Source organism: Mammaliicoccus vitulinus, from assembly GCF_029024305.1.
GTDB classification, from domain to species: domain Bacteria; phylum Bacillota; class Bacilli; order Staphylococcales; family Staphylococcaceae; genus Mammaliicoccus; species Mammaliicoccus vitulinus.
On sequence record NZ_CP118974.1, the window covers coordinates 2,145,579 to 2,166,866 of the forward strand.

At 32.8% G+C, this 21,288-nt stretch carries 23 protein-coding genes; 6 read left to right on the forward strand and 17 right to left on the reverse strand.

The genetic code is table 11. The features are described 5' to 3' along the window. Positions 1-136: 136 nt before the first annotated feature. The 5 genes from PYW35_RS10740 to PYW35_RS10760 all read right to left on the reverse strand — a co-directional run bounded on the left by PYW35_RS10740 (position 137) and on the right by PYW35_RS10760 (position 4,474). On the reverse strand, positions 137-1,141 hold the full coding sequence (locus PYW35_RS10740) for a 5-oxoprolinase subunit C family protein (RefSeq protein WP_016911779.1): 1,005 nt from the start codon (positions 1,139-1,141) through the stop codon (positions 137-139). After that, complete coding sequence (locus tag PYW35_RS10745; protein ID WP_103322610.1) at positions 1,132-1,833, reverse strand: carboxyltransferase domain-containing protein; 702 nt, start codon at positions 1,831-1,833, stop codon at positions 1,132-1,134. The genes PYW35_RS10740 and PYW35_RS10745 overlap by 10 nt, the downstream gene beginning before the upstream one ends. Before the next feature lie 35 nt (positions 1,834-1,868). Further along, positions 1,869-2,084 carry a hypothetical protein gene (locus PYW35_RS10750; protein WP_016911781.1) on the reverse strand — a complete coding sequence of 72 codons (216 nt, stop codon included), beginning with the start codon at positions 2,082-2,084 and terminating at the stop codon, positions 1,869-1,871. A 61-nt stretch (positions 2,085-2,145) separates the two neighbouring features. Further along, a complete protein-coding gene (gene pabB / locus PYW35_RS10755) occupies positions 2,146-3,894 on the reverse strand; it encodes an aminodeoxychorismate synthase component I (protein ID WP_103322611.1) in 1,749 nt (582 codons plus the stop codon). Then, positions 3,872-4,474, reverse strand: a complete 603-nt coding sequence (locus PYW35_RS10760; protein WP_016911783.1) for an anthranilate synthase component II — start codon at positions 4,472-4,474, stop codon at positions 3,872-3,874. Before PYW35_RS10760 ends, pabB begins: the two co-directional genes overlap by 23 nt. 203 nt (positions 4,475-4,677) lie before the next feature. Between PYW35_RS10760 and queC the strand changes: the two genes are divergently transcribed. The 3 genes from queC to queE are packed head-to-tail and all read left to right on the forward strand — an operon-like array spanning position 4,678 to position 6,480. Further along, positions 4,678-5,346 (forward strand): 7-cyano-7-deazaguanine synthase QueC, encoded by a 669-nt coding sequence (queC, locus tag PYW35_RS10765; protein WP_016911784.1) that lies wholly within the window; start codon positions 4,678-4,680, stop codon positions 5,344-5,346. Then, a complete protein-coding gene (gene queD, locus PYW35_RS10770) occupies positions 5,346-5,777 on the forward strand; it encodes a 6-carboxytetrahydropterin synthase QueD (protein ID WP_103322612.1) in 432 nt (143 codons plus the stop codon). Before queC ends, queD begins: the two co-directional genes overlap by 1 nt. Beyond that, entirely contained in the window at positions 5,770-6,480 is a 711-nt protein-coding gene (gene queE / locus PYW35_RS10775) for a 7-carboxy-7-deazaguanine synthase QueE (RefSeq protein ID WP_103322613.1), read from the forward strand. Before queD ends, queE begins: the two co-directional genes overlap by 8 nt. A gap of 67 nt (positions 6,481-6,547) precedes the next feature. Here the strand turns inward: queE and PYW35_RS10780 are convergent, their stop codons facing one another. Next, positions 6,548-7,213 (reverse strand): DUF1129 family protein, encoded by a 666-nt coding sequence (locus PYW35_RS10780; RefSeq protein WP_103322614.1) that lies wholly within the window; start codon positions 7,211-7,213, stop codon positions 6,548-6,550. After that, the gene (locus tag PYW35_RS10785) at positions 7,197-7,544 is read right to left on the reverse strand and encodes a PadR family transcriptional regulator (protein ID WP_103322615.1); all 348 of its coding nucleotides are present in this window, start codon (positions 7,542-7,544) and stop codon (positions 7,197-7,199) included. The genes PYW35_RS10780 and PYW35_RS10785 overlap by 17 nt, the downstream gene beginning before the upstream one ends. Before the next feature lie 186 nt (positions 7,545-7,730). On the opposite strand from PYW35_RS10785, the gene PYW35_RS10790 reads away from it, so the two are divergent. Both PYW35_RS10790 and PYW35_RS10795 read left to right on the forward strand, forming a co-directional pair. After that, positions 7,731-8,372 carry a hypothetical protein gene (locus PYW35_RS10790; RefSeq protein WP_103322616.1) on the forward strand — a complete coding sequence of 214 codons (642 nt, stop codon included), beginning with the start codon at positions 7,731-7,733 and terminating at the stop codon, positions 8,370-8,372. A 49-nt stretch (positions 8,373-8,421) separates the two neighbouring features. Next, complete coding sequence (locus PYW35_RS10795; RefSeq protein ID WP_103322617.1) at positions 8,422-8,670, forward strand: GlsB/YeaQ/YmgE family stress response membrane protein; 249 nt, start codon at positions 8,422-8,424, stop codon at positions 8,668-8,670. A 126-nt stretch (positions 8,671-8,796) separates the two neighbouring features. Here the strand turns inward: PYW35_RS10795 and PYW35_RS10800 are convergent, their stop codons facing one another. The 9 genes from PYW35_RS10800 to PYW35_RS10840 form a co-directional block, all read right to left on the reverse strand. After that, a complete protein-coding gene (locus tag PYW35_RS10800) occupies positions 8,797-9,519 on the reverse strand; it encodes a YwiC-like family protein (RefSeq protein WP_103322618.1) in 723 nt (240 codons plus the stop codon). Between the two features lie 83 nt (positions 9,520-9,602). After that, positions 9,603-10,430 carry an aldo/keto reductase gene (locus tag PYW35_RS10805; RefSeq protein WP_103322619.1) on the reverse strand — a complete coding sequence of 276 codons (828 nt, stop codon included), beginning with the start codon at positions 10,428-10,430 and terminating at the stop codon, positions 9,603-9,605. A gap of 13 nt (positions 10,431-10,443) precedes the next feature. Beyond that, positions 10,444-11,166 (reverse strand): pseudouridine synthase, encoded by a 723-nt coding sequence (locus tag PYW35_RS10810; RefSeq protein WP_016913224.1) that lies wholly within the window; start codon positions 11,164-11,166, stop codon positions 10,444-10,446. A gap of 854 nt (positions 11,167-12,020) precedes the next feature. Continuing rightward, positions 12,021-12,335 carry a DUF3817 domain-containing protein gene (locus tag PYW35_RS10815; RefSeq protein ID WP_016912721.1) on the reverse strand — a complete coding sequence of 105 codons (315 nt, stop codon included), beginning with the start codon at positions 12,333-12,335 and terminating at the stop codon, positions 12,021-12,023. A gap of 3 nt (positions 12,336-12,338) precedes the next feature. Next, positions 12,339-13,685, reverse strand: a complete 1,347-nt coding sequence (locus tag PYW35_RS10820) for a hemolysin family protein (RefSeq protein WP_016912720.1) — start codon at positions 13,683-13,685, stop codon at positions 12,339-12,341. Positions 13,686-14,057: 372 nt separating this feature from the next. Continuing rightward, positions 14,058-14,846 (reverse strand): alpha/beta fold hydrolase, encoded by a 789-nt coding sequence (locus tag PYW35_RS10825; protein ID WP_103322620.1) that lies wholly within the window; start codon positions 14,844-14,846, stop codon positions 14,058-14,060. 252 nt (positions 14,847-15,098) lie between these two features. Next, positions 15,099-17,030, reverse strand: coding sequence for a PTS fructose transporter subunit IIABC (locus PYW35_RS10830; protein WP_016912718.1), 1,932 nt, complete (start codon positions 17,028-17,030; stop codon positions 15,099-15,101). Between the two features lie 18 nt (positions 17,031-17,048). After that, the gene (pfkB, locus tag PYW35_RS10835) at positions 17,049-17,960 is read right to left on the reverse strand and encodes a 1-phosphofructokinase (RefSeq protein WP_016912717.1); all 912 of its coding nucleotides are present in this window, start codon (positions 17,958-17,960) and stop codon (positions 17,049-17,051) included. Then, on the reverse strand, positions 17,957-18,718 hold the full coding sequence (locus PYW35_RS10840) for a DeoR/GlpR family DNA-binding transcription regulator (protein WP_016912716.1): 762 nt from the start codon (positions 18,716-18,718) through the stop codon (positions 17,957-17,959). The genes pfkB and PYW35_RS10840 overlap by 4 nt, the downstream gene beginning before the upstream one ends. Before the next feature lie 175 nt (positions 18,719-18,893). On the opposite strand from PYW35_RS10840, the gene PYW35_RS10845 reads away from it, so the two are divergent. Further along, positions 18,894-20,087, forward strand: a complete 1,194-nt coding sequence (locus PYW35_RS10845) for a M20 metallopeptidase family protein (RefSeq protein WP_103322621.1) — start codon at positions 18,894-18,896, stop codon at positions 20,085-20,087. 290 nt (positions 20,088-20,377) lie between these two features. Here the strand turns inward: PYW35_RS10845 and PYW35_RS10850 are convergent, their stop codons facing one another. Beyond that, positions 20,378-21,286 carry an aldo/keto reductase gene (locus PYW35_RS10850; protein ID WP_103322622.1) on the reverse strand — a complete coding sequence of 303 codons (909 nt, stop codon included), beginning with the start codon at positions 21,284-21,286 and terminating at the stop codon, positions 20,378-20,380. Between the last annotated feature and the right edge of the window lie 2 nt (positions 21,287-21,288).

The following is a 21,288-nucleotide window of genomic DNA, read 5'->3' on the forward strand; positions in this document are numbered from 1 at the left end:
TTGTAATATTCTCGTAATATTTTATGCTCAGTATTATAATTTATACTACTTTACAATAAATTTCAACTAAAAACCATAAATAAAAGCAAAAAATGTGTAAAAAGTGCATGATGCAGACACAATTTACACATGTGAATTATTTATTTAATTCTTCATTCAATTTATATCTTATACCTGTTTTAATTTGTTTAACAAACTGAGCATGTTTTTTCATATTTAATTCCGCTTCTTGAATCGTTAACTTCTTAAAAATCATTTTAGAGCCTTGCTTTTTTTGTGCTAGTTTATCGATATGATACGAAGCAATCGTTCCAATTTGAGGATAACTCGATAATGATTGATGATCATTCAGCATCACAACTGGTTGGTTCTCTTGGTTTAGTAACACAGTGCCTTTTTTAACACTTAAAAATGACTGATCAACAATTTTTCGATTAATAACCGACTTACCTTCTAATGTTAATCCTGTTCGATTAAAACGATTTGATACTTTATAAACTTGGTTTTCAAGATGTTTTATTTCTTCTGCATTAAAATGTGTCATACCTTCTCCGGAAATAACATGAAAAATATCTGTATAGTAATTTAAAGCTAACGTATATTGATCAATGCCCCAAGCAGTCGTTTCAGTGACTTCTAAGTTCTCAAACAGTTTCTTTTGAATCGCTGTGTAATTTCTACACAATTCTATTTCGTCGCCTTCTTGGAGTGTGCGGCCTTTAAAGCCACCCATTTCCAATCGAATACTCGTCGACTTAGATCCTAACCATTCTTCTGCAACAATGCCACCAGCAATAGCTAAGTATCCTCTAGTACCTTTTGAAGTTTCACCAAAGCTGAGTACCTCACCTTTATTCATTAAATGGATTTTGTATGGCGTTATTTTTTTATGATCTTTATATGCTGGAAAATTCGCACCTGTAAAAGCGATCAATGTTGGTTCAGTAAATTGAATGCTCGGCAACTTAATTGTCATTTCTATTAATGCTTCTTCCTCATCATTTCCAACTAGCATATTGGCTAATCTATGATTGAGTTGATCGATAGAACCATTTTTTACAATGCCTATATGTTGATATTTTTGTCTACCTAAGTCTTGTATTGAAGTGTATAGTCCAGACTCTCTTATAATTACTGACATGGCTTATACCCTCCATCCTTACTTGGTAAATCATCAACTACATTTAAAATGACATCATCACCAAATTTAAGTTTGCACTCACTACTTTTTCTATCAAATATGTCAACATTCGTCCAACCAATTACCGGCCAGTACCCGCTCGTATCCGTAGTTGTAATAAATAATTTATCTTTTTCTATGCATAAAGAGCCTTTAGGAATAAATTGTTTATAGTTGCAGTTGTCTGAATATAAACGGTGGCTTAATCCAGATAAATAAGGGCATCCCGGAGTGTGTCCTATCATTGAAACAAAATAAGTTCTCGATTCAAGCACTTGTCTTTGTTCTTCTTCTGATAAGTTCGTTAAATGATTAAAATCAGGACCATATTTACCGCCAATTACAACATCTATTAATATTGATTTTTTTATAACTTCTCTATGATTCAAGTCTTTCTTCTTCTGATAAATAATACGTTCAACAAATTCTGTCATAAATTTATATGGTTCATTTATATTATGATTCATCATCATACTATATGGATGATAAACGACCATTAAACTACTTTCACTTGGAATAACCTCATCAATAAAAGGCATATCTTGATTTAATATTTCTAATCTAAATTCATTTATTTCATGCGTTAACTGTCTTGAAGGTTCACGATCACTTATTACTGTTAGAGCAGAATCCCCTTTAGGATATATGCGCATTAAAGACACCTCATTCTATTTTGCTGTATAAAGCATCACTGTTTACGATAAAATACATCTGTCAAATCAATAAAAACATGCGTTAATTGATTAACAAATAAGCCCACAAAAACGATTGCAATGGCAAATCCAATATATAAATACGCAAAACTTTGCTTATTTTTTTCTTTTCTTAGCTCACTTAAAACAACACGCTTTAAGCAAAATGCTACTACAATCACTATTACTAAATATAATAATGTTAAGAACATATATTTTCACCCGTCCTTATATGATGTTTACTATTTTACTATTTGTACTTATAGATTACCATCAAAATTTTAAATCTATTTTAGTCCATTCTCTCAAACTATTAATCATAAATACTTCATATTTATGATTAATAGTGTTATTTAACAATGTTTCTTTATCAATTGCTTGTTCTTTAATGACGCCAGATGCTAGCAGTTGTTGCCTCATACAACCATTTAAAATTTGTTCGTTATAAGGTGGTGTTATAAAAGATTCACCATCTTTAATCACAACGTTACCAATATCAAATTCAGTAATTTCATTTTTGTCATTATAGTACAATACCACATCTGTCTCATGTTCGTGCTTAAAATGATGACGCTCAGTTGTTTTGTTTTTAATATATATAGAAGAAACTGGTTGAGCCTGTTTCAATTTTGCTGTTAGTGGTTTTGTCGAATCGACTAATGCTGTTGTATCCACATTGAATTCACCTTCATGAGTCAATTCTATTCTTAATTTATATGGTCTGTCTATATGACTTTTTTCTGTTTCATCAAGTATGTTATCCCATTTTTCAAGTTCAATAGGTATTTGTAACGCTTCAGCGCTTTTTGAAATTCTTTCTGTATGCTCACGACGTCTTTGAACACGACCATCTTGAATTCGCATCGTTTCAATTAAATTCACTTTACGTTTTTCAAGTATTTTAGTCTTCATGTTAAATTCCTCGATTTCCGCTTCAGCATTTGAATCTATTGTTATACCTGACCCTACACCGTAAATAGCCCTTTTTTCATTATTATGTATCGTTCTTATAGGCACATTGAAAATCATTCTTCCATCTGGTAATAACAAACCAATTGCACCACAATAAATGCCTCTAGCTGTTTTTTCTAAATTTTTAATAATTCGCATAGTGGATTCTTTAGGTGCGCCAGTTATAGATCCACATGGGAAAAGCGCTTGAAGAACATTAAATAATGAAAGTCTATCTTTTAATTGGCTTCGCACAGTACTTGTCATTTGATAAACGGTTTTATATTTTTCAATTTTGAACAAGTCTATCGTTTCTACTGTCCCAACTTTAGAAATCTTGCTTAAATCATTTCTTAATAAATCGACTATCATCACATTCTCAGCTCTATCTTTTTTAGAATGCTTTAATGTCGTAAGATTTTCTTCATCTTCAGTTAAGCTACCACCTCTTGCAATCGTACCTTTCATCGGTTTAGTTAACAATGTATGTTCAAGATGTTGATGTCGTCCGAATTGAAAGAAAAGCTCTGGCGATATAGAAATAATCGTTTCATCATCGTGCTCAATATAAGCCTCGTAATCACCATGAGACTCTGCTGTTAACGATTGGAAATATGCATAGCCATCTTGAATGGATTGAGCTGTTAATCGCGTCGTATAGTTTACTTGGTATGTATTACCTAACCTTATTTCATCTTGTATTGTATGAATATGATGCGCTAATTCAGCATCTGAATTTGTTGTCTGCCAATCCATATTTTCATCTGTATCATCATTTTTCACATCATAATCGAATTGAGCAACTGGTTGGTCGTACACTTGCATCGAACCGTAATGACCGTCTGCTTTGTGCACTTCTAAAGTTTCGTCAAATGCTGGTGCACTTTCGTAAGGTAATGTCATGACGACATAATATCCTTGTTGATGGTAATATGTTGCTTTATCAACTAATGTTTGAACTTCATCGATGCTATGAGCAGTCATAGAAGCAATTGAGTTCTGAAACTTTAAGTCTAGTTTTTCTTCATTTTGCTGATCATTAATATATTTAAACTTTATATGCGTCTTCAATTTCAACACCTGCTTTCATCAAGAAATTCGCTAACTGCTCTAAACCATATTCACTGATAATTGATTCGGGATGATATTGAACAGCTTCAATTGGTAATGATTTATGTCGAATGGCCATCGGGATATCATCACTTGTTCTCGCAGTAACAATAAAATCTTGAGGAATGTACTTTTTATCAGCTATTAAAGAATGGTATCGCGTAACTTGGAAATCTTGAGGTAAATGTTCAAACAATCCCTTTCCATCATGTTCTAGTCTCGCAGTGTGACCATGAACAGGTCGTTCACCTTTTATCACACTTCCACCGAAAGTAGCAATTAATAATTGGAAACCTAAACATACGCCTAATATAGGTACATCTTTATAAATATTGTAAATAAACGATTTCAACGCTGCATAATCATCAGGATGGCCCGGTCCTGGCGAAATGATGATCACGTCGGGATTAAGAGATTGAACGATTTCTACAGTCACATCTTCAGATTTCAAAATTTTAATTTCATTATTTTTAGTTAGTATTTTTATATATTCAATAATATTATATGTAAATGAATCGTGGTTATCTATCATCATAATCATAAGTTTACACGCTCTTCTTTCCTTAATTTCAAATCAATCATACCATATCACAAACTTGCTTTTACAATATGATTATATTATCATTTGTATATTCAATAAACTAAGAGGTTACTAGCTTATACCCTCTATAAAAAACTAGACACCTACGTCTACCTTTTTATAGAAGGCAGGCTTTTTTTATGCCTTTATAAAGGAGAAGTTTTATGTCAGAAACATTAAAAAATGAAAAAGCACTTGTCGTGTTCAGTGGTGGACAAGATAGTACAACATGCTTGTTTTACGCTAAGAAACAATTTAAAGAAGTAGAATTAGTTACATTTCAATATGGTCAAAGGCACGATTTAGAAATTAAAGTTGCAGAAGATATTGCGAGCGAACAAGGTTTAAAACACCACGTTCTCGATATGTCATTACTTTCACAACTTTCTCCAAACGCATTAACTGATCATAATATGAAAATAGAAAATGATGAAAATGGAATTCCAAATACATTTGTACCAGCTAGAAATTTATTATTTTTATCATTTGCTGGTGCATTAGCTTACCAAATTGGCGCTAAACATATTATTACAGGTGTTTGTGAAACAGACTTTAGCGGCTATCCAGATTGTAGAGATAGTTTCGTCAAATCTATGAACTTATCACTTAACTTATCAATGGATAAAGACTTTGTGATTCATACACCACTTATGTGGTTGAACAAAAAAGAAACATGGGCTTTAAGCGATCAATTAGGTGCACTGGACTATGTTAGAGAAAAAACATTAACATGTTATAACGGTGTAATGAGTGATGGTTGTGGCGAGTGTCCTGCTTGTAAATTGAGAAAACAAGGCTTAGACCAATATCTAGAAACGAAAGGAAGTTTATAATGCTACAACAAATTTATCCAAGTGTTCAACATCCTTATGCCTTCGAACTGAATAAAGATTTCAACTTTTCTAGTGCGCATTACATTCCTTATGAAGAGGCAGGTAAATGTAAAAATATTCATGGCCATACTTATTTTATAAACTTAACAATTGCAGGTAACGAATTAGATAAAATGGGATTTTTAGTGAATTTTAGCGAACTTAAATCTTTAATTCACAAAAGATATGACCATAAACTGTTAAATGACTTTGATGAATTTAAAGATAACAGTCCTTCAACTGAACAAGTTGCCCAAACAATATACAATATCGTACAAGAAGCTTTAGATAGACGAGCAAACAAACCTAAATGTATACAAGTCTTTGTTAGAGAGACACCAACAAGTTATGTTGTTTATCGTCCTATTAAACAAGGTGACAATAATGCCTAAAATACCCGTATTAGAAATTTTCGGTCCTACCATTCAAGGTGAAGGATCTGTCATCGGTCGAAAAACGATGTTTGTGAGAACAAGCGGGTGTGATTACCGATGTAGTTGGTGTGACTCAAGTTTCACTTGGGATGGTTCTGCTAAAGATGATATTCGCTTACTCGAACCAGAAGACATCATATCTGAATTAGATGCCATTGCACCTAATAAATATCAACACGTTACAATATCCGGCGGTAATCCAGCACTCATAAAAAATATTGGTCCTTTAGTAGAAGCGCTGAACGAAAGGAACATCGAGACTGCGCTCGAGACGCAAGGTTCAAAATTCCAAAGCTGGATGACACTTATCGATGACTTAACAATTAGTCCTAAACCTCCAAGTTCTGGTATGAAACCAAACTTACCAATTTTGGATGAAGTCATTGCACAATGTGTTCAAGATAGCCTTTCACTAAAAGTCGTTATATTCGATGAAAAAGATTATCAATTCGCCAAAGATATCCACAACAGATACCCTTCCATTCCATTCTACTTGCAAGTTGGAAATCCTTACTTAGACGATAGTGTTTCAAACCATACAGAAAAACTATTAGAAAAATATGAACAACTTATTGATAAAGTCATGAACGACACATTAAATGATATTTATGTCTTACCTCAATTACACACTTTATTGTGGAGTAATAAAAAAGGCGTTTAATATTTCCTAGGAAATAAATCACCCAATCCGTTAAATTCATTTTCGGATTGGGTGATTTTTAAATTTTCTAATTTTGTCCATTTTTCTTTGATATTTTATAAATACTATAAATCGCGATACCTATTACAAGGAATATCCACCACGGAATATAAACTCTCATCATATCTTTAAATATAATATTTGGTACTAATATTAATATTGCTGGAATGACACCTACAACTAGACCTGCATAAACAGTTTCTTTAAATTTTTTGTATTGTGATTTATCAAATATATACCTTTGAATAATATTAAACAGCATTTTTATAATGAAGAATCCACCTATTGGTACTAAAATTAATAATGAAAGTGTTGATATTAGTGGCGTCTTATAGTCTGCAAATATTCCAACAATACCAGAAACAATAAAATAAATACTGTAAAAATAAGCAACACCCATCATTACCATTTTCATCACAGCTTTGTTAGATTCATTAGGTAGCTCTTCTAAGATTTCATCAGCATGCCCTTTTACATCATGTCCAAAAAATTCTATAGCTGATGAACCGTGTGAAACAGCTTCTAATAAATGATCTAATACATCCATCAAAATAACTTCAGTTTCGTGTTCACTTACTCTTAAATCCGTTCTCACATATAACAAGAAATCTTCGTACACTTCTAAATCTTCTTCATTTAATTGCTTTCTCTTCTCATTGTTTTCATCTATCAATTGTTTAGTTGTTCTCGCCATCGTCAGTGCTCCCTTTTAACAATTTAGTAATTGGTTCTTTCATTTTAAGCCATTCATTACTTACGATTTCTAATTCTTCGCGGCCTTTCTCAGTTATGTAATAATACTTTCTCTTTGGTCCTTGTTCACTATGCTTGAACTCGCTATAAATAAATTCTTTATTCAATAGCCTCAATAAAATCGGATAAATTGTACCTTCGCTCACATCAGTAAATTGATGCTCATTTAATTTACGTGATAACTCATAACCATATACAGGTTGAGATTGTATAATAGACAATATACAAGCATCTAATAAACCTTTTCTCATTTGTGTCTTTATGGACGACATATTCATAACCTCTTCCAATTTTCACTGCTACTTTGTATTACAAGATAGCTTAACACAATACTAGTAAAACACATTCAAAATGTCAAACGCTTATCCAAATTTACTTCTTAAATATATATTTAGTGATTAAATGTTAAGAAATTGTTATAATTCTTAGATGAGACTAGTTTAAGGCAGGAGACTGATATGGCATTTCTCGTTTCAATTAATATCATTCTGTGTATCGTCTTAATGTCATATAACTTCGTAGTAATGAATAAGAAAAAGCGTATAAACCATTACGTCATTTCTATCACAATTGCTTTGAATGGTTTAGTTTCCTTTATAATCATCAAAGAAATCAACTTCATCACGATAGCTGTAACAATTATGTTACTTATATGGGCATTTTTTCATACATGGATTCAAATTAAATACGCTCCAAACTATATTGAAAACCAATTTTTTGTACTTTATATTGTTACTATTATATTTAGCATGACATTAAACATCGTTTATTTAGATAGTAAACTTTCCATTTACCAATCTGTGCCATACTTTGGTGTCAGTTTATTTATATTCGGCCAGATTATCGCTTACCTTTCATTGTTTACACAAGCAGTTGAATCAAATGGTAAAAGACTTGCAAAAATTTACCAAAAAGGTATATATAGATACTTTATTCATCCAAGATTAGTAGGAGAAATATTATCAATCGTATCTCTAATATGTATGATTGTACTTACTCCCCACTGGTTTTTATTAGTACCCGTCTTCCTTTTTTATATTTTGTTTATTTTATGGCAAAAGTTATTCAAAACTTCTTATTATGTTTCACATACAAAGTAACAGGGTACATATATAAGTAAATCAGAAATATCAAGAGGAGGTACACTCTATGGGCTTTATATTAATGTTAATCGTAGGCGGACTTATAGGTTGGCTAGCAGGCGTTATATTAGGTAAAGATATACCTGGCGGCATTATTGGTAACATCATTGCCGGTTTAATCGGGTCAGCTATTGGTGGTTCTTTACTAGGCGATTTAGGTCCAGTATGGGGCGGAGTAGCAATTATACCAGCACTTATTGGTTCAATTATATTGATACTCGTACTATCATTCATCTTAAAAATGATCAAAAAATAATATTTATGTTTTAATAAAAGATATAAATAAAAAGCAACCATCCTGTAAATGGTTGCTTCAGACTGTCGACAAAGTCACTTAAAGTGAACTTGTTAGCAGTCTTTTTGTATGTCATTATTTTGCATCTTAATGTAAGTACATCGATCCGACTACTAACACGAAGACAGAATTGGCTATTTCTATTAGTCCAACATGCATAATTTTAATTTTCTTCGCATATAAAACGATTGAGCGTATTAAACTTGGTATATACATGACCATAACTAAAGGACTAATCACGAATCCTACAATGACAATACATAAATGATATATCCATGAACTCCATTTATATTTTGTTGATTTTTTCTCTCTAATCATCGTTTTTACATATAATATCGTTCCAAAGAAATACATAAAGCTTATTATAAAAACCGGTAACCATGTTTGAATATTTGATATAGCTGTGTTTAATAATGTGCTAATTATACCAAATAAGCAAAATATAATGACAGCTATTAAGTCATTTGTAAATGCCCTTTCATTTTTCTTTTTAGCGAAATATGCGTTGATAAATGATAGAGGCAACATCAATAAAAAGATCCAAAATGTATCATTTCTATATAACACTATGGGTATAAATGATATAAGGACTATTAGTGCGAATATGCTAGCTGTGTATATGTAGCCTATGTCTTTTTTCCTTTTCTTTAAATAGAAAAATACTTGATCACTCATGAAATAAGCTGCTAGTACACCTATATATAATAATATATGCAAAAATGTAAAACCGCTTGCTGCGATACCAAATGCGATAGGTACGACGATCATCGACCAAACACCATGTTGATTTGGTTTTTTAAATTTAAACAAAAAAACACCTCCACATATTTATTTTACTAAAAGATATATATAAAATACATCTTAATTCAAACAAATATGTGAAGGTTTTAACATTATTTCATATCTCCTATTTTCACATCATCTGGATCTCTAAATTGTCTCTCATTTGTATGAAGATTATCAATTTCTATTATATCTTCATCGCTTAATTCAAAGTTAAACACATCAAAGTTCTCTCTAATTCTGTTGTCATTTTGAGATTTTGGTATAACAAGTCTATCTTGTTGTATGTGCCATTTAATAATCACTTGCGCGACAGTTTTATTATATTTTTCAGCTATATTTTTCAAAACCGGGTTATCTAGCCATTCTCCGCCTCTCATTAAAGGACTCCAAGCCATAACTTTAATGCCTTTACTTTCACAATATGTTTGCAGTTCTTTTTGGTTAAATTTCGGATGAAATTCTACTTGGTTAACCGCTGGGACAACTTCTGTTTCAGCTAATAATTTTTCTAAGTGATGCTCTTTAAAATTACATACGCCTATCGCTTTAATTTTACCTTCTTTATATAATTTTTCTAAAGCTTGGTATGTTTCCACGAAAAGATTATCTTCTGGACATGGCCAATGAATTAAATACATATCTATATACTTTAATTGTAAAGACTCTAAGGAGTCATTAAATGCTTTAATTGTTTCATCGTACCCTTGAAAATCATTCCATAATTTAGTTGTAATGAAAAGTTCTTCACGATCTATATCAATTTTATTTAAAGCGTGACCTAATGCTTTTTCATTTTTATAAAACCAAGCAGTATCAATCGCTCTATAACCAGCTTCAATCGCAGTATTTACGACTCTTTCAACATCTTCTTCATTAATTTTATATACGCCTAAACCTAATTCTGGTATATCTACATTATTATTTAATTTAACCATATTCATTACCCCTTTATTTAGATATCATGCGCTCTCTTTTTGGTGTGTATGAAAGTGAATTTGTCAGTTCTTCAAATTCTTCTTTTGTTAAATCTCTCCACTCACCATATTTAATACCTTCTAGTTTAATATTCATAATACGTATTCTTTTTAATTTTTTAACATCATATCCTAAAGTTTCACACATACGTCTAATTTGACGATTTAAACCTTGAGTCAAAACAATTTTAAACGTTCTATCATTGAGTTGTTCTATTTTGGCTGGAAGCGTCTTTTGATTTAAAATTTCTACACCTTCAGACATTTGTTTAACGAAATCTTTCGTAATAGGTTTATCTACAGAAACAATGTATTCTTTTTCATGATTATTCTCTGCACGTAATATTTCATTCACTATATCTCCATCACTTGTCAGTAATAGAAGTCCTTCAGAGTCTTTATCTAGTCTCCCAATATGAAATATTCTTTCTTGATGATTCACATAGTCAACAACATTACCTTTAATATGACGTTCAGTTGTAGAAGTAATACCACGAGGTTTGTTTAGAGCTATATATACATAACCTTTATCAATTGTTATCACTTCATTATCAACTTTAACAACATCTGCATCTTCTACTTTTGATCCTAATGTTGCCAATTCATCATTTATTTTAACTCGATTAGCGCTGATCCATTTATCTGCGCCTCTTCTTGAACATACTCCAGCTTCACTTAGAAATTTATTAATTCTCATACATATGTGTTCCTCTCTCAATCAATCTACTATGACTTCTATTTTACATGATGCGATTCATTAAGACAAAAAAGATCCATCACGTTTCTATCGCATCGTTTACTATCATTACTAATCAATAGTTGTCTTATATAGAGTTACGATTTTGCTTGTGCATGCTTGCCTAGGGGTATGGCTCGAGCCTGTAGTCTCTCACTCATACCATTCCCCCGGGCGTCAGCACTTCACAAAATCGTTAGGAATATTATAAAGAATTTTTGCTATTTATCATGTGAAGCTTGACTTGATAAATTCACGGGATTTTTTATTTTTTAAACCAATCTAATATGCTGACATTTGTATTATTGTTTTTCTTGGAATATCCATATAGAGTTACGGTTTTGCTTGTGCATGCTGTATGTTGCAAGACTCACTAAACAAGCAACATAGAAGCTCTGTATGTTGCAAGACTCATCAAACAAGCAACATAGAAAGCCTGTATGTTGCAAGACTCACTAAACAAGCAACATAGAAAGCCTGTATGTTGCAAGACTCATCAAACAAGCAACATAGAACGTCTGTATGTTGCAAGACTCACCAAACAAGCAACATAGAAGCTCTGTATGTTGCAAGACTCACCAAACAAGCAACATAGAAGCTCTGTATGTTGCAAGACTTACTAAACAAGCAACATAGAACGACTCTAAGTTGCAAGACTCACCAAACAAGCAACATAGAGACTCCGACCCCACTCCCTCCACACACCAACCTCATTCAATTGTAAAAGGGCTGGTACATAAATCCCAACTCAAAATAAAAAAGCATATCACTCGTTACTGAGTTAAATCAGTAGCGTGATATGCTTATTTTTATGATTATTGTGTAATATTTTGATACGACTTGCTATTAATAAAGAAACGATCAAATATAAATGTACCAAATGGTATAAATGCTGATACAAAAGCAATAACAGACCATTTAATATGGGTTCTTACAATAATAGCCATTACGAGTATCATAATAAGATAAATTGTAAATAATCCCCCGTGTACCATGCCTAATACTGCAACTACATTTGGATTACTCAATATATATTTGATAGGCATTGCTATAAATACTAATAATAGTAATGATCCACCTTCTAAATATCCTGTAAATCTAAATAATGATGTTAATGTAGTTTTGCTCACTTTTCATTCCTCATCTTCTTTGTCATCATCAAAAATACTTCTACGTTCTTTAATAAATTCTTTGTGCAATGCAACAGTTTTAATTTGATGGTTCTCAACATCAATTATAACCCATTTGTCGTAATCTGTGTCTACATAATCATCTTTCTCAATTTCTGGATTATGTGCTTGTAACCAACCACCAATAGTATCTATGTCATCAGAATCTGCAAAGTCTATTCCAAACTTTTCTTCGAGTTCTGATAAAGTGACACGACCATTAATTTGGTAAGTATCTTCACCTGTTTTAATGATGTCATTTACCTCATCATCATCAAATTCGTCACGGATTTCTCCAACAATTTCTTCAAGAATATCTTCCATTGTAATAACACCAGCTGTGCCACCGTACTCATCAATCACTAATGCCATATGGACATGATCTTTTTGCATTTTCACTAACGCATCACTGATTCTCGTAACTTCGTGAATAAGTGGTAAATCATGTATATAATTATTGATTTTAATATTTGCACCTGATGCATATTCTGTTAAGAATTCTTTGACGTTAATAAAGCCTTTAACGTGATCTTTATCTCCATCTTCTGTTATTGGGTAACGTGTATAATGATGTTCATTAATGATTACTAACAGTTCCTCAATATTAAATGGTTCTGTTAATGTAACCATTTGTGTTCTAGGTACCATGATATCTTTTGCTAATCTTTCATCGAATGAGAAAATATTTTTCATATAAGCTAATTCTGTATGGTTTATTTCACCACTTTGATAGCTTTGAGTCATGATAAGCTTTAATTCTTCTTCTGACATTGCTTGTTCTTCGTTCGTAGGTTGAATACCTATTGCTCTTACTAAAATACGTGCTGTTCCATTCATAGACCAAATAAGTGGTTTCATAACAATACCGAAATAATATAACGGTCTGCCGAAGATTAAACTTAGTCGCTCTGCTTGTTGAATAGCTACCGTTTTTGGCGCTAATTCACCAACTACAACATGTATGAATGTAACAATTAAGAAACTGATTACGATGGAAAAAGTTTTTGTGAGTGCATCAGGTAAATTAAAGAAATCTAATGCCGGATGAATTAATACTTCAAATGTCGGTTCACCAATCCAACCTAATCCAAGTGATGTAACTGTAATACCGAGTTGACATGCAGATAAATAATAGTCTAGTTCCTTAACCATCTTATGTACAATTTTAGCTGATTTACTACCTTCAGATATCAATTGTTCAATTCTAGTCATACGTACTTTAACAAGCGCGAATTCAGATCCTACAAATACCATTGTAAATGCAATTAATACAAAGAATACAATAAAGTTTATTATGGTCGAAATTTCCAATTAGTTCCCTATTTCTAGGGATTCACCTCCAAATATTTTGCGGTGACGCTATGGTCACCTTTTTATTACTTTTTTCTATATATTTTATAATAAAATATGAATTTAAAACTAAATCCTTCCCATTTAGCGTCACCTCCCCCAATATTAGCATATTACTTTTAGTGTATCACATTTCACTATTTATTTAAATGATATAAGAAAGAATGGGAGCGGGACAGAAATCTAATTTGTATGAAAAGATTTCGTAGTCCCGCCCCGGCAAGGCTGACTAGAGTTGGAAAAAGCTTGATACAAGCGCATTTTCAATTCAGTCAGCTACTGCCAAGATGCTAAAAGAGACTGAGACATTACATTATGTCCCAGTCTCATTCTTTACATCGTTACAGATTTTACATGTTTCATAATAAATTTTGAACTTATTTGATTAAAAGCTTCAGGCTGATCGATATTACATACATGGCCAGCTTGTTCTATGATTTCCAAAGAAAAATTCCCGTTTTCTTTTACTAATCTTTCAACTGGCTGCATAAACAAGTAATCTTCCTCACCCATTATAAAAAGCGTCGGAATATCTTTCGTAGCTACTTGTAAATGCGCTAAATAAGGATTAACAAGTTTAGTCAGCTTAACCCATTTAATAAATTGTTTTTGAGACACTTTTTTAGCTTCATTAACAAATCTTAACCGTGATTCTTCGTGCGCTTTTCTAGGCATAATAATGTATGCGAAAAGTTTATAAAGCAGCATGTAAGGTACAAAATTCATAATTGTACGGCCAATAGCGAGTAAAAATTTCGTTCTTAAATTAACGTTTATAATCGCGCCACCTAATACTAAAGTTGAAATTCTTTCAGGATAGGATTCAGCCATCGTTTGACCAACGATAGTACCTAAGCTCATCCCTATTATATGAGTCTTGTCGATTTTTAAATAATCCAATACATCTACGACTTCTTTAGCCAAATGTTCAAATGAATCATTTTTCTTCCATTCTTTATTTGCAGATTTACCATGACCTCGTAAATCAACTAATAAAATATTAAAGTGTTTTCTATAATACCTCATTTGTTTAAACCAAATTGAAGAGCTCCCACCAGCACCATGTAGTAGCGTAACCCATTCAGAATCATTTGATTTTATAATTGTCTTGTAATATAACATAGTTTACATCTTTCCCCACGTTTACCTTATTCAACATAATGTGAATATTCTAGTTTAATCATATAAAAAATTCCCTGATATTTCAATTTTAAACATAGATTTCCACGTCATACTTTTGACTGAGAAAATATAATCTACGTATCCACGTTTATCAATAACTCAATATCAACTCGCTTATCACTAAAAAAAGCTGCCACAAAGTGACTACTTTGTCGACAGCTTGTAACGATTAATATTAAATTTTTCTACTTATTATGCTTCTTCAGCAATTTCTAATTGTTCTTTTGTTAATTTTGGTTTGATTAATCCATATATGATTGCTGCTACTAATGCACCGATTACAACCGCTAATAACGTTTGTAGAACGTGTCCAAAGTCTGTTGCAAGTATTACGAATATACCGCCGTGTGGTGCTTGAATGTTAGAACCTAATCCTAATGCAATTGCACCACCGATTCCTGAACCAACCATCATGGATGGAATGACACGTAACGGATCTGCTGCTGCAAATGGAATTGCACCTTCTGTTATGAAGGATAATCCCATTACATAGTTTGGAATCACTGAACCTTTTTGTGCTTTTGTAAATTTACTTCTGAATATTAACATCGCTGTTGCGATTGCGATTGGAGGAATCATACCACCAACCATAGCAGCTGTAATTGCTGCTGCATTACCTTCTGTTAAAGCGGCTGTAGCAAAGACATAAGCGGCTTTGTTAAATGGACCACCCATATCAATTGCCATCATAGCACCTAATACTAATCCAAGTAACATGATGTTAGAACCTGATAAACTATCTAATCCACTTAATAATAAATTGTTTAACCAAGATGTTGGTGGGTTAATAACGTATACCATTAATAGTCCAGTAAGTGACACAGATAATACTGGGTATATTAATGTTGGTTTTAAACCTTCAAACATTTGAGGTAATTTTTTAAATATATATTTAACACCTTCAGTTAAGTAACCTGCAAGGAAACCTGCAATAATACCACCTAAGAATCCTGAACCACCTGCTACTGCTAACATACCACCGACAAGACCAGATGCAAACCCTGGTTTATCTGCTATGCTTCGAGCAATGAAACCTGCTAAGATTGGTACAATTAATTGGAAAGCACTGTCGCTACCAATTGACCATAAGTTTGCAGCGAATTCATTGTATTGATCACTCTTAGGGTCGAATGAATTCTCACCGAATAAGAATACAATTGCCATTAAGATACCACCAGAGATTACAAGTGGTAACATATTAGAAACACCGTTCATTAAGTGTTTATAAATAGTTTTAGATACACTTTGTTTTTCATTGCTTGTAGAGCTGCTTTGTTTGCCACCTTTAGCGACAAATGGCTTACGTGACGTATCTTGTGCCATATTGATTAGTTCTTCTGGTCGTTTAATACCATCAGCTACTGGCACTTGTATAACGTTTTTGCCATCGAAACGATTTGTTTCAACATGTACATCTGCAGCTACGATTATACCTGAAGCCTTTTCGATTTCTTCTTCTGTTAAATGGTTCTTAATACCACCTGAACCATTTGTTTCAACTTTAATCGGAACGCCCATTTTTTTAGCTTGATTTTTCAAAGCATCTGCTGCCATATAAGTATGTGCAATTCCTGTTGGACATGCAGTTACAGCTAATACAAGCCCTTCTTCAGAAACCGCTGCTTCATTTGATGCAACTACAGATTCTTCTGTTTCTTCGTCTGTCGCTTCATCATCATGCTTGTTAATGATATTTAATACTTCTTCTTCACTTTTAGCTTGTAGTAACTCTGCTCTTACATTTTCATCCATTAAAATCCCAGAAAGTTTTGCTAGTGCATCTAAATGCGTTTGAGCCCCTCCAGCAGGTGCTGCAATCATAAAGAATAAATGTGCTGGTTGCATATCTAACGATTGATAATCAACACCATCAATCGATTTACCAAATGCAATTGCTGCTGATTGTACAGCATCTGTTTTAGCATGAGGAATGGCTATGCCTTCCCCGATACCAGTTGTACTTTGTGATTCTCTTGCATGAATCGCTTCTTTAAACGTAACTTCATCACTCAATTTCCCCGCTTGATTTAATTGAGATACAAGTTCATCTATTACTTGATCTTTATGAGTAGCTGATAAATCCATTGCGATCGTTTCTTTAGTTAAAAGTTCAGTAATTCTCATTTTAATGACCTCCCTGTTTTAAATATGTTTAATAACCACTTCAGAAATTATTTTTTCGATGTCTTGAGATTCTGCTAAGTCTGCATTAAACGCAGTTGCCGTCCCACAACTTACAGCTAATTTGAAAGCTGATTCTATATCTTGACCTGTCTCTAATCCAGCTACCATGCCTGCCACAGTACTATCACCAGATCCAACCGTATTTACTACTTGACCGTTAGGCACAATAGCTTTTAGTTTTGTCGTTTGATCCACATAGATAGCGCCTTCTCCACCAAGTGATACAATTACTGCTTGTGCGCCTTCTTGTAATAATGATTCTGCACATTCAATGACTTCTTGGTCAGTTTCTATCTGTTTATCAAATATCTCTTCTAATTCAGTTTTGTTCGGTTTAACAAATTTAGGTTTGTAAGAAAGAATCGATTTCATTAAATCCTTTTCAGCATCTACAATTAAATTTGCGCCTGTTTCTTTTAATATTTCTGCAACTTCTTGATAAACTGGTTTTTTAAGCGTACTTGGTACACTTCCTGCAATAATGACCGTATCTTCTGAAGTTGTCTTTTTCATTTTTGATAAAAACTGTTCATAATGATCGGGCTCTATATTTGGTCCTGGTCCGTTTATTTCAGTTTCTAGACCTGATTTTAACTTCACGTTTATTCTCGTATCGTCTTGAACTTCTACAAAATCAGTTAGAATATCTGATTTAGCAAGAGCATCTTTAATAAATTCTCCTGGAAAACCTCCAACAAATCCGGTAGCTGTGCTCTTCACGTTTAACGTTTTAAGAACTCGTGATACATTAATGCCTTTACCACCAGCAAATTTATTTGTCTCATGCGCTCTATTTAATTCACCAACTTCAAATTGATTTGTAAACATCACATAGTCAATTGATGGATTAAATGTAACTGTGTATATCATTGTAGTCCTCCGTTAATATTATATTTTTCTTTAAATTGATCGAAATTACGTATAGTTTGAACTGCTTTTTCAGAAGTTAAAATTTCAATTGATTTCTCATATTCTACTTCTGCAAATGACACTTCATTAAATTTAGAATGATCTAACAAGACGTACACTTGTGATGATAAGTTGATAGCTGTTTCTTTCATTTCTGATTCACTAGGATCAGGTGTAGTTAGACCGTAGTTTAAATCAATTCCATTCATACCGATAAAAGCTTTATCAAATCGATATCTTTCAAGTGATTTAACTGCATTTACACCTATATTTGCGAATGTAGTTGATTTAACTTCTCCACCAGTCATATAAACAGGAATACCTTTTTCTAATAACGGTCTCACATGTGTTAAACCGTTAGTAACTACGATAATGTCTTGTTGTGTAATAAACGGAATCATTTCTAAAGTAGTTGTCCCAGCATCTAAATAAATGGTATCTCCATCCGAAATAAGACTAGCTGCAAGTCTCGCTATTTCTTGTTTCTCATCTTGGTGACGTAATTCCTTATCCGTCATATTTCTTTCTTCATGACGTTTCGCAATTTGAGTAGCACCACCGTGAACGCGTTTAAGTAAGCCTCTTTGTTCTAGTTGTGATAAATCTCTTCTAATTGTAGAAGTACTTGAATTCGTCAAGTTGATGAGTTCTTGTAAAGATACCGTTTCCCGTTGGTTAATCTCTTCTATGATTAATTGATGTCTTTCAGTCGTTAACATACAATCTCCCCTGTTCAATTGTATATAATAAAACGTTTTCATTAAAATGTCAATCACATTCAATCACATTCATTCAAAATCAATCAAAATTTTTTTATGATTTTATAAGTTTAAATGTTTTATGTAGAAAAAGATTACTGTTATACTTATTTAGTATATTTTTAGGAGGCAGAACATGAATAATTCAAAAGAAAAGCTATTTAAACTGATTGAAAATAATGAAAGTAACATGATTGATATTAGAAGGCATTTACATCAAAACCCTGAATTATCATTTGAAGAAGTGAATACTGCAGACTATATCCAATCATTTTATAAAGACAAAGATGTTAATATTATCAAACCTATTGACGGCGAGCATGCTATTGTCGTTGAAATTAAAGGTGGACGTGAAGGTAGAACAATTGGTTTAAGAGCTGATTTCGACGCTTTACCGATTACAGAAGAAACAGACGTACCTTTCAAATCACAAAATGAAGGCGTTATGCACGCTTGTGGACACGACGTACATACAGCTTACTTAATGGGACTTGCAGATGCCTTAATAGAAATGAAAGAAGAATTACCAGGTACTGTCAAAATCATCCACCAACATGCTGAAGAAAAACCTCCTGGCGGTGCTAAAGCAATTGTAGAATCAGGTGTTCTAGACGATTTAGATGAAGTATATGGTATTCATATCGTACCTGCAGCTGGTCCAGAATTCATTGGATATAATAAAGGTCCTTCATTCTCTGGTAGTTCTACATTCAAATTAACGATAAATGGATTAGGTGGTCACGCCGCAAGTCCACACAAAACACACGATGCTTTAGTAGCTGGAACAAACTTTGTAAATGCTATTCAAACAATTGTTTCAAGACGTATCGATCCGTTAGATATGGGTGTTGTTACAATCGGTGCATTTGAAGCGCCGGGTGGTTATAATGTTATTCAAGACAGTGTCACTATTAAAGGTACAGCTCGATATTTAAATCCAGCATTAGAAGAAACAATGTATCAAGAAATCAAAAAAATTGCAGATAGTGTTGCAGTAGGATTTGATGTTAAATATGATCTAGATTACCAATATGGTTATCCAGTACTTTATAATCATCCTGAACAAACAGATAAAGTAGCTGAAATTTTATCTGAAAGTGTCGGAGATTATTTCCATCAACTAGTTGAGATTCCTCAAGTAACAGGGTCAGAAGACTTTGCATATTATTTACAAAAAATTCCTGGTTCTTTCTATATAGTAGGTAGTAAACCTAACGGCGTATCAGAGCCATATATGAACCATCATCCTAAATTTGATGTAAATGAAGATTGTATGCTCGTAGCAGCTAAATCACTAGCTGAAATCACACTTAAAAGATTAGAAAAATAAAAACATAGCTTAAAAAATGTCTATTTTTCAAAACTGACATATAAAAGAGATTGGGACATAAATCCCAACTTAAAATAAATCACCCAATCCGTTGGCATCATTTTCGGATTGGGTGATTTTATATTTCTGATTTTGTAAAGTGCTGACGCCCGGGGGAATAGTATGTGTGAGAGACTACAGGCTCGAGCCATACCCCCAGGCAAGCATGCACTTTACAAAATCATTTTAGTTTAGAACATTTATGTCCTAAACTCTTTATTTTGAGAAGAATTTCTGTTTTATTGAAGCAACTATAATATATCTTCACCACGCGAAGCGACATATATGTTAAACCATTCTTGATCTGTTAATTGTAGCTTAGTCGCTTTAACCGCTTCATCGACTCTTTCAATTTTACTTGAACCGACAATTGGCATTACTTTAGAAGGTAATTTTAATAACCAACTATATATCACAGTGCTAATGCTGACGTTATATTTGGATGCGAGTGGTTGAATCACTTCAAGTATGCGTCTTGATTTTTTATCGTTCTCATCAAATATTTTACCGCCTGCTAATGGACTCCACGCCATAACTTTAACATCATGTTGGAGCATTCTATTTAATGTGCAGTCTTCAATATTTTCTAACTGATACGGTGATACTTCCACTTGGTTGACCGAAATATGTGACATTTCTTTTTTTAAACTTTCGTTCAACAACTCATATTGATTACATTTAAAATTAGAAATACCGAATGCTTTTATTTTTCCTTGTTCCACTAAATGCATGACAGCTCTTGTCATTTCATCTGGATCCATCAGTGGAGATGGACGATGTATAAGTAACGTATCGATGTAGTCTGTTTTAAGATTTAATAATGATTGATCGACCGACTCTATAATGTGCTCATAGCTTTGATCATATCGGTGACCTGTATTTTTAGGTTTATTTTCATTCGGCAAAATAATGCCACATTTAGTGACAATTTCGATTTTTTCTCTTAAATTCGGTGTTAATGCTAATGCGTCTCCAAATAAAGATTCACACGTATAATCACCATAAATATCAGCATGATCCATCGTCGTAATACCACGATCTACAATTTCATGTAAAAAATTGTTCGCTTGCTGATTGCTATATCCCCATTTATTTAATCTCCAAAATCCATGTACAATCCTTGAATAACTAACATTTTTATTTATACGAATACGTTCCATCC

What these genes read in the sequence shown, in the direction of transcription:
- PYW35_RS10790 (WP_103322616.1), top strand. Translation starts at nt 7,731, where the DNA reads ATGGCATTTCTCGTTTCAATTAATATCATTCTGTGTATCGTCTTAATG.
- PYW35_RS10785 (WP_103322615.1), bottom strand. Translation starts at nt 7,544, where the DNA reads ATGTCGTCCATAAAGACACAAATGAGAAAAGGTTTATTAGATGCTTGT.
- PYW35_RS10805 (WP_103322619.1), bottom strand. Translation starts at nt 10,430, where the DNA reads ATGGTTAAATTAAATAATAATGTAGATATACCAGAATTAGGTTTAGGC.
- PYW35_RS10840 (WP_016912716.1), bottom strand. Translation starts at nt 18,718, where the DNA reads ATGTTAACGACTGAAAGACATCAATTAATCATAGAAGAGATTAACCAA.
- PYW35_RS10825 (WP_103322620.1), bottom strand. Translation starts at nt 14,846, where the DNA reads ATGTTATATTACAAGACAATTATAAAATCAAATGATTCTGAATGGGTT.
- queD (WP_103322612.1), top strand. Translation starts at nt 5,346, where the DNA reads ATGCTACAACAAATTTATCCAAGTGTTCAACATCCTTATGCCTTCGAA.
- PYW35_RS10750 (WP_016911781.1), bottom strand. Translation starts at nt 2,084, where the DNA reads ATGTTCTTAACATTATTATATTTAGTAATAGTGATTGTAGTAGCATTT.
- PYW35_RS10760 (WP_016911783.1), bottom strand. Translation starts at nt 4,474, where the DNA reads ATGATTATGATGATAGATAACCACGATTCATTTACATATAATATTATT.
- PYW35_RS10845 (WP_103322621.1), top strand. Translation starts at nt 18,894, where the DNA reads ATGAATAATTCAAAAGAAAAGCTATTTAAACTGATTGAAAATAATGAA.
- PYW35_RS10810 (WP_016913224.1), bottom strand. Translation starts at nt 11,166, where the DNA reads ATGAGAATTAATAAATTTCTAAGTGAAGCTGGAGTATGTTCAAGAAGA.
- queC (WP_016911784.1), top strand. Translation starts at nt 4,678, where the DNA reads ATGTCAGAAACATTAAAAAATGAAAAAGCACTTGTCGTGTTCAGTGGT.
- queE (WP_103322613.1), top strand. Translation starts at nt 5,770, where the DNA reads ATGCCTAAAATACCCGTATTAGAAATTTTCGGTCCTACCATTCAAGGT.
- PYW35_RS10740 (WP_016911779.1), bottom strand. Translation starts at nt 1,141, where the DNA reads ATGTCAGTAATTATAAGAGAGTCTGGACTATACACTTCAATACAAGAC.
- PYW35_RS10780 (WP_103322614.1), bottom strand. Translation starts at nt 7,213, where the DNA reads ATGGCGAGAACAACTAAACAATTGATAGATGAAAACAATGAGAAGAGA.
- PYW35_RS10795 (WP_103322617.1), top strand. Translation starts at nt 8,422, where the DNA reads ATGGGCTTTATATTAATGTTAATCGTAGGCGGACTTATAGGTTGGCTA.
- PYW35_RS10745 (WP_103322610.1), bottom strand. Translation starts at nt 1,833, where the DNA reads ATGCGCATATATCCTAAAGGGGATTCTGCTCTAACAGTAATAAGTGAT.
- PYW35_RS10850 (WP_103322622.1), bottom strand. Translation starts at nt 21,286, where the DNA reads ATGGAACGTATTCGTATAAATAAAAATGTTAGTTATTCAAGGATTGTA.
- PYW35_RS10830 (WP_016912718.1), bottom strand. Translation starts at nt 17,030, where the DNA reads ATGAGAATTACTGAACTTTTAACTAAAGAAACGATCGCAATGGATTTA.
- pfkB (WP_016912717.1), bottom strand. Translation starts at nt 17,960, where the DNA reads ATGATATACACAGTTACATTTAATCCATCAATTGACTATGTGATGTTT.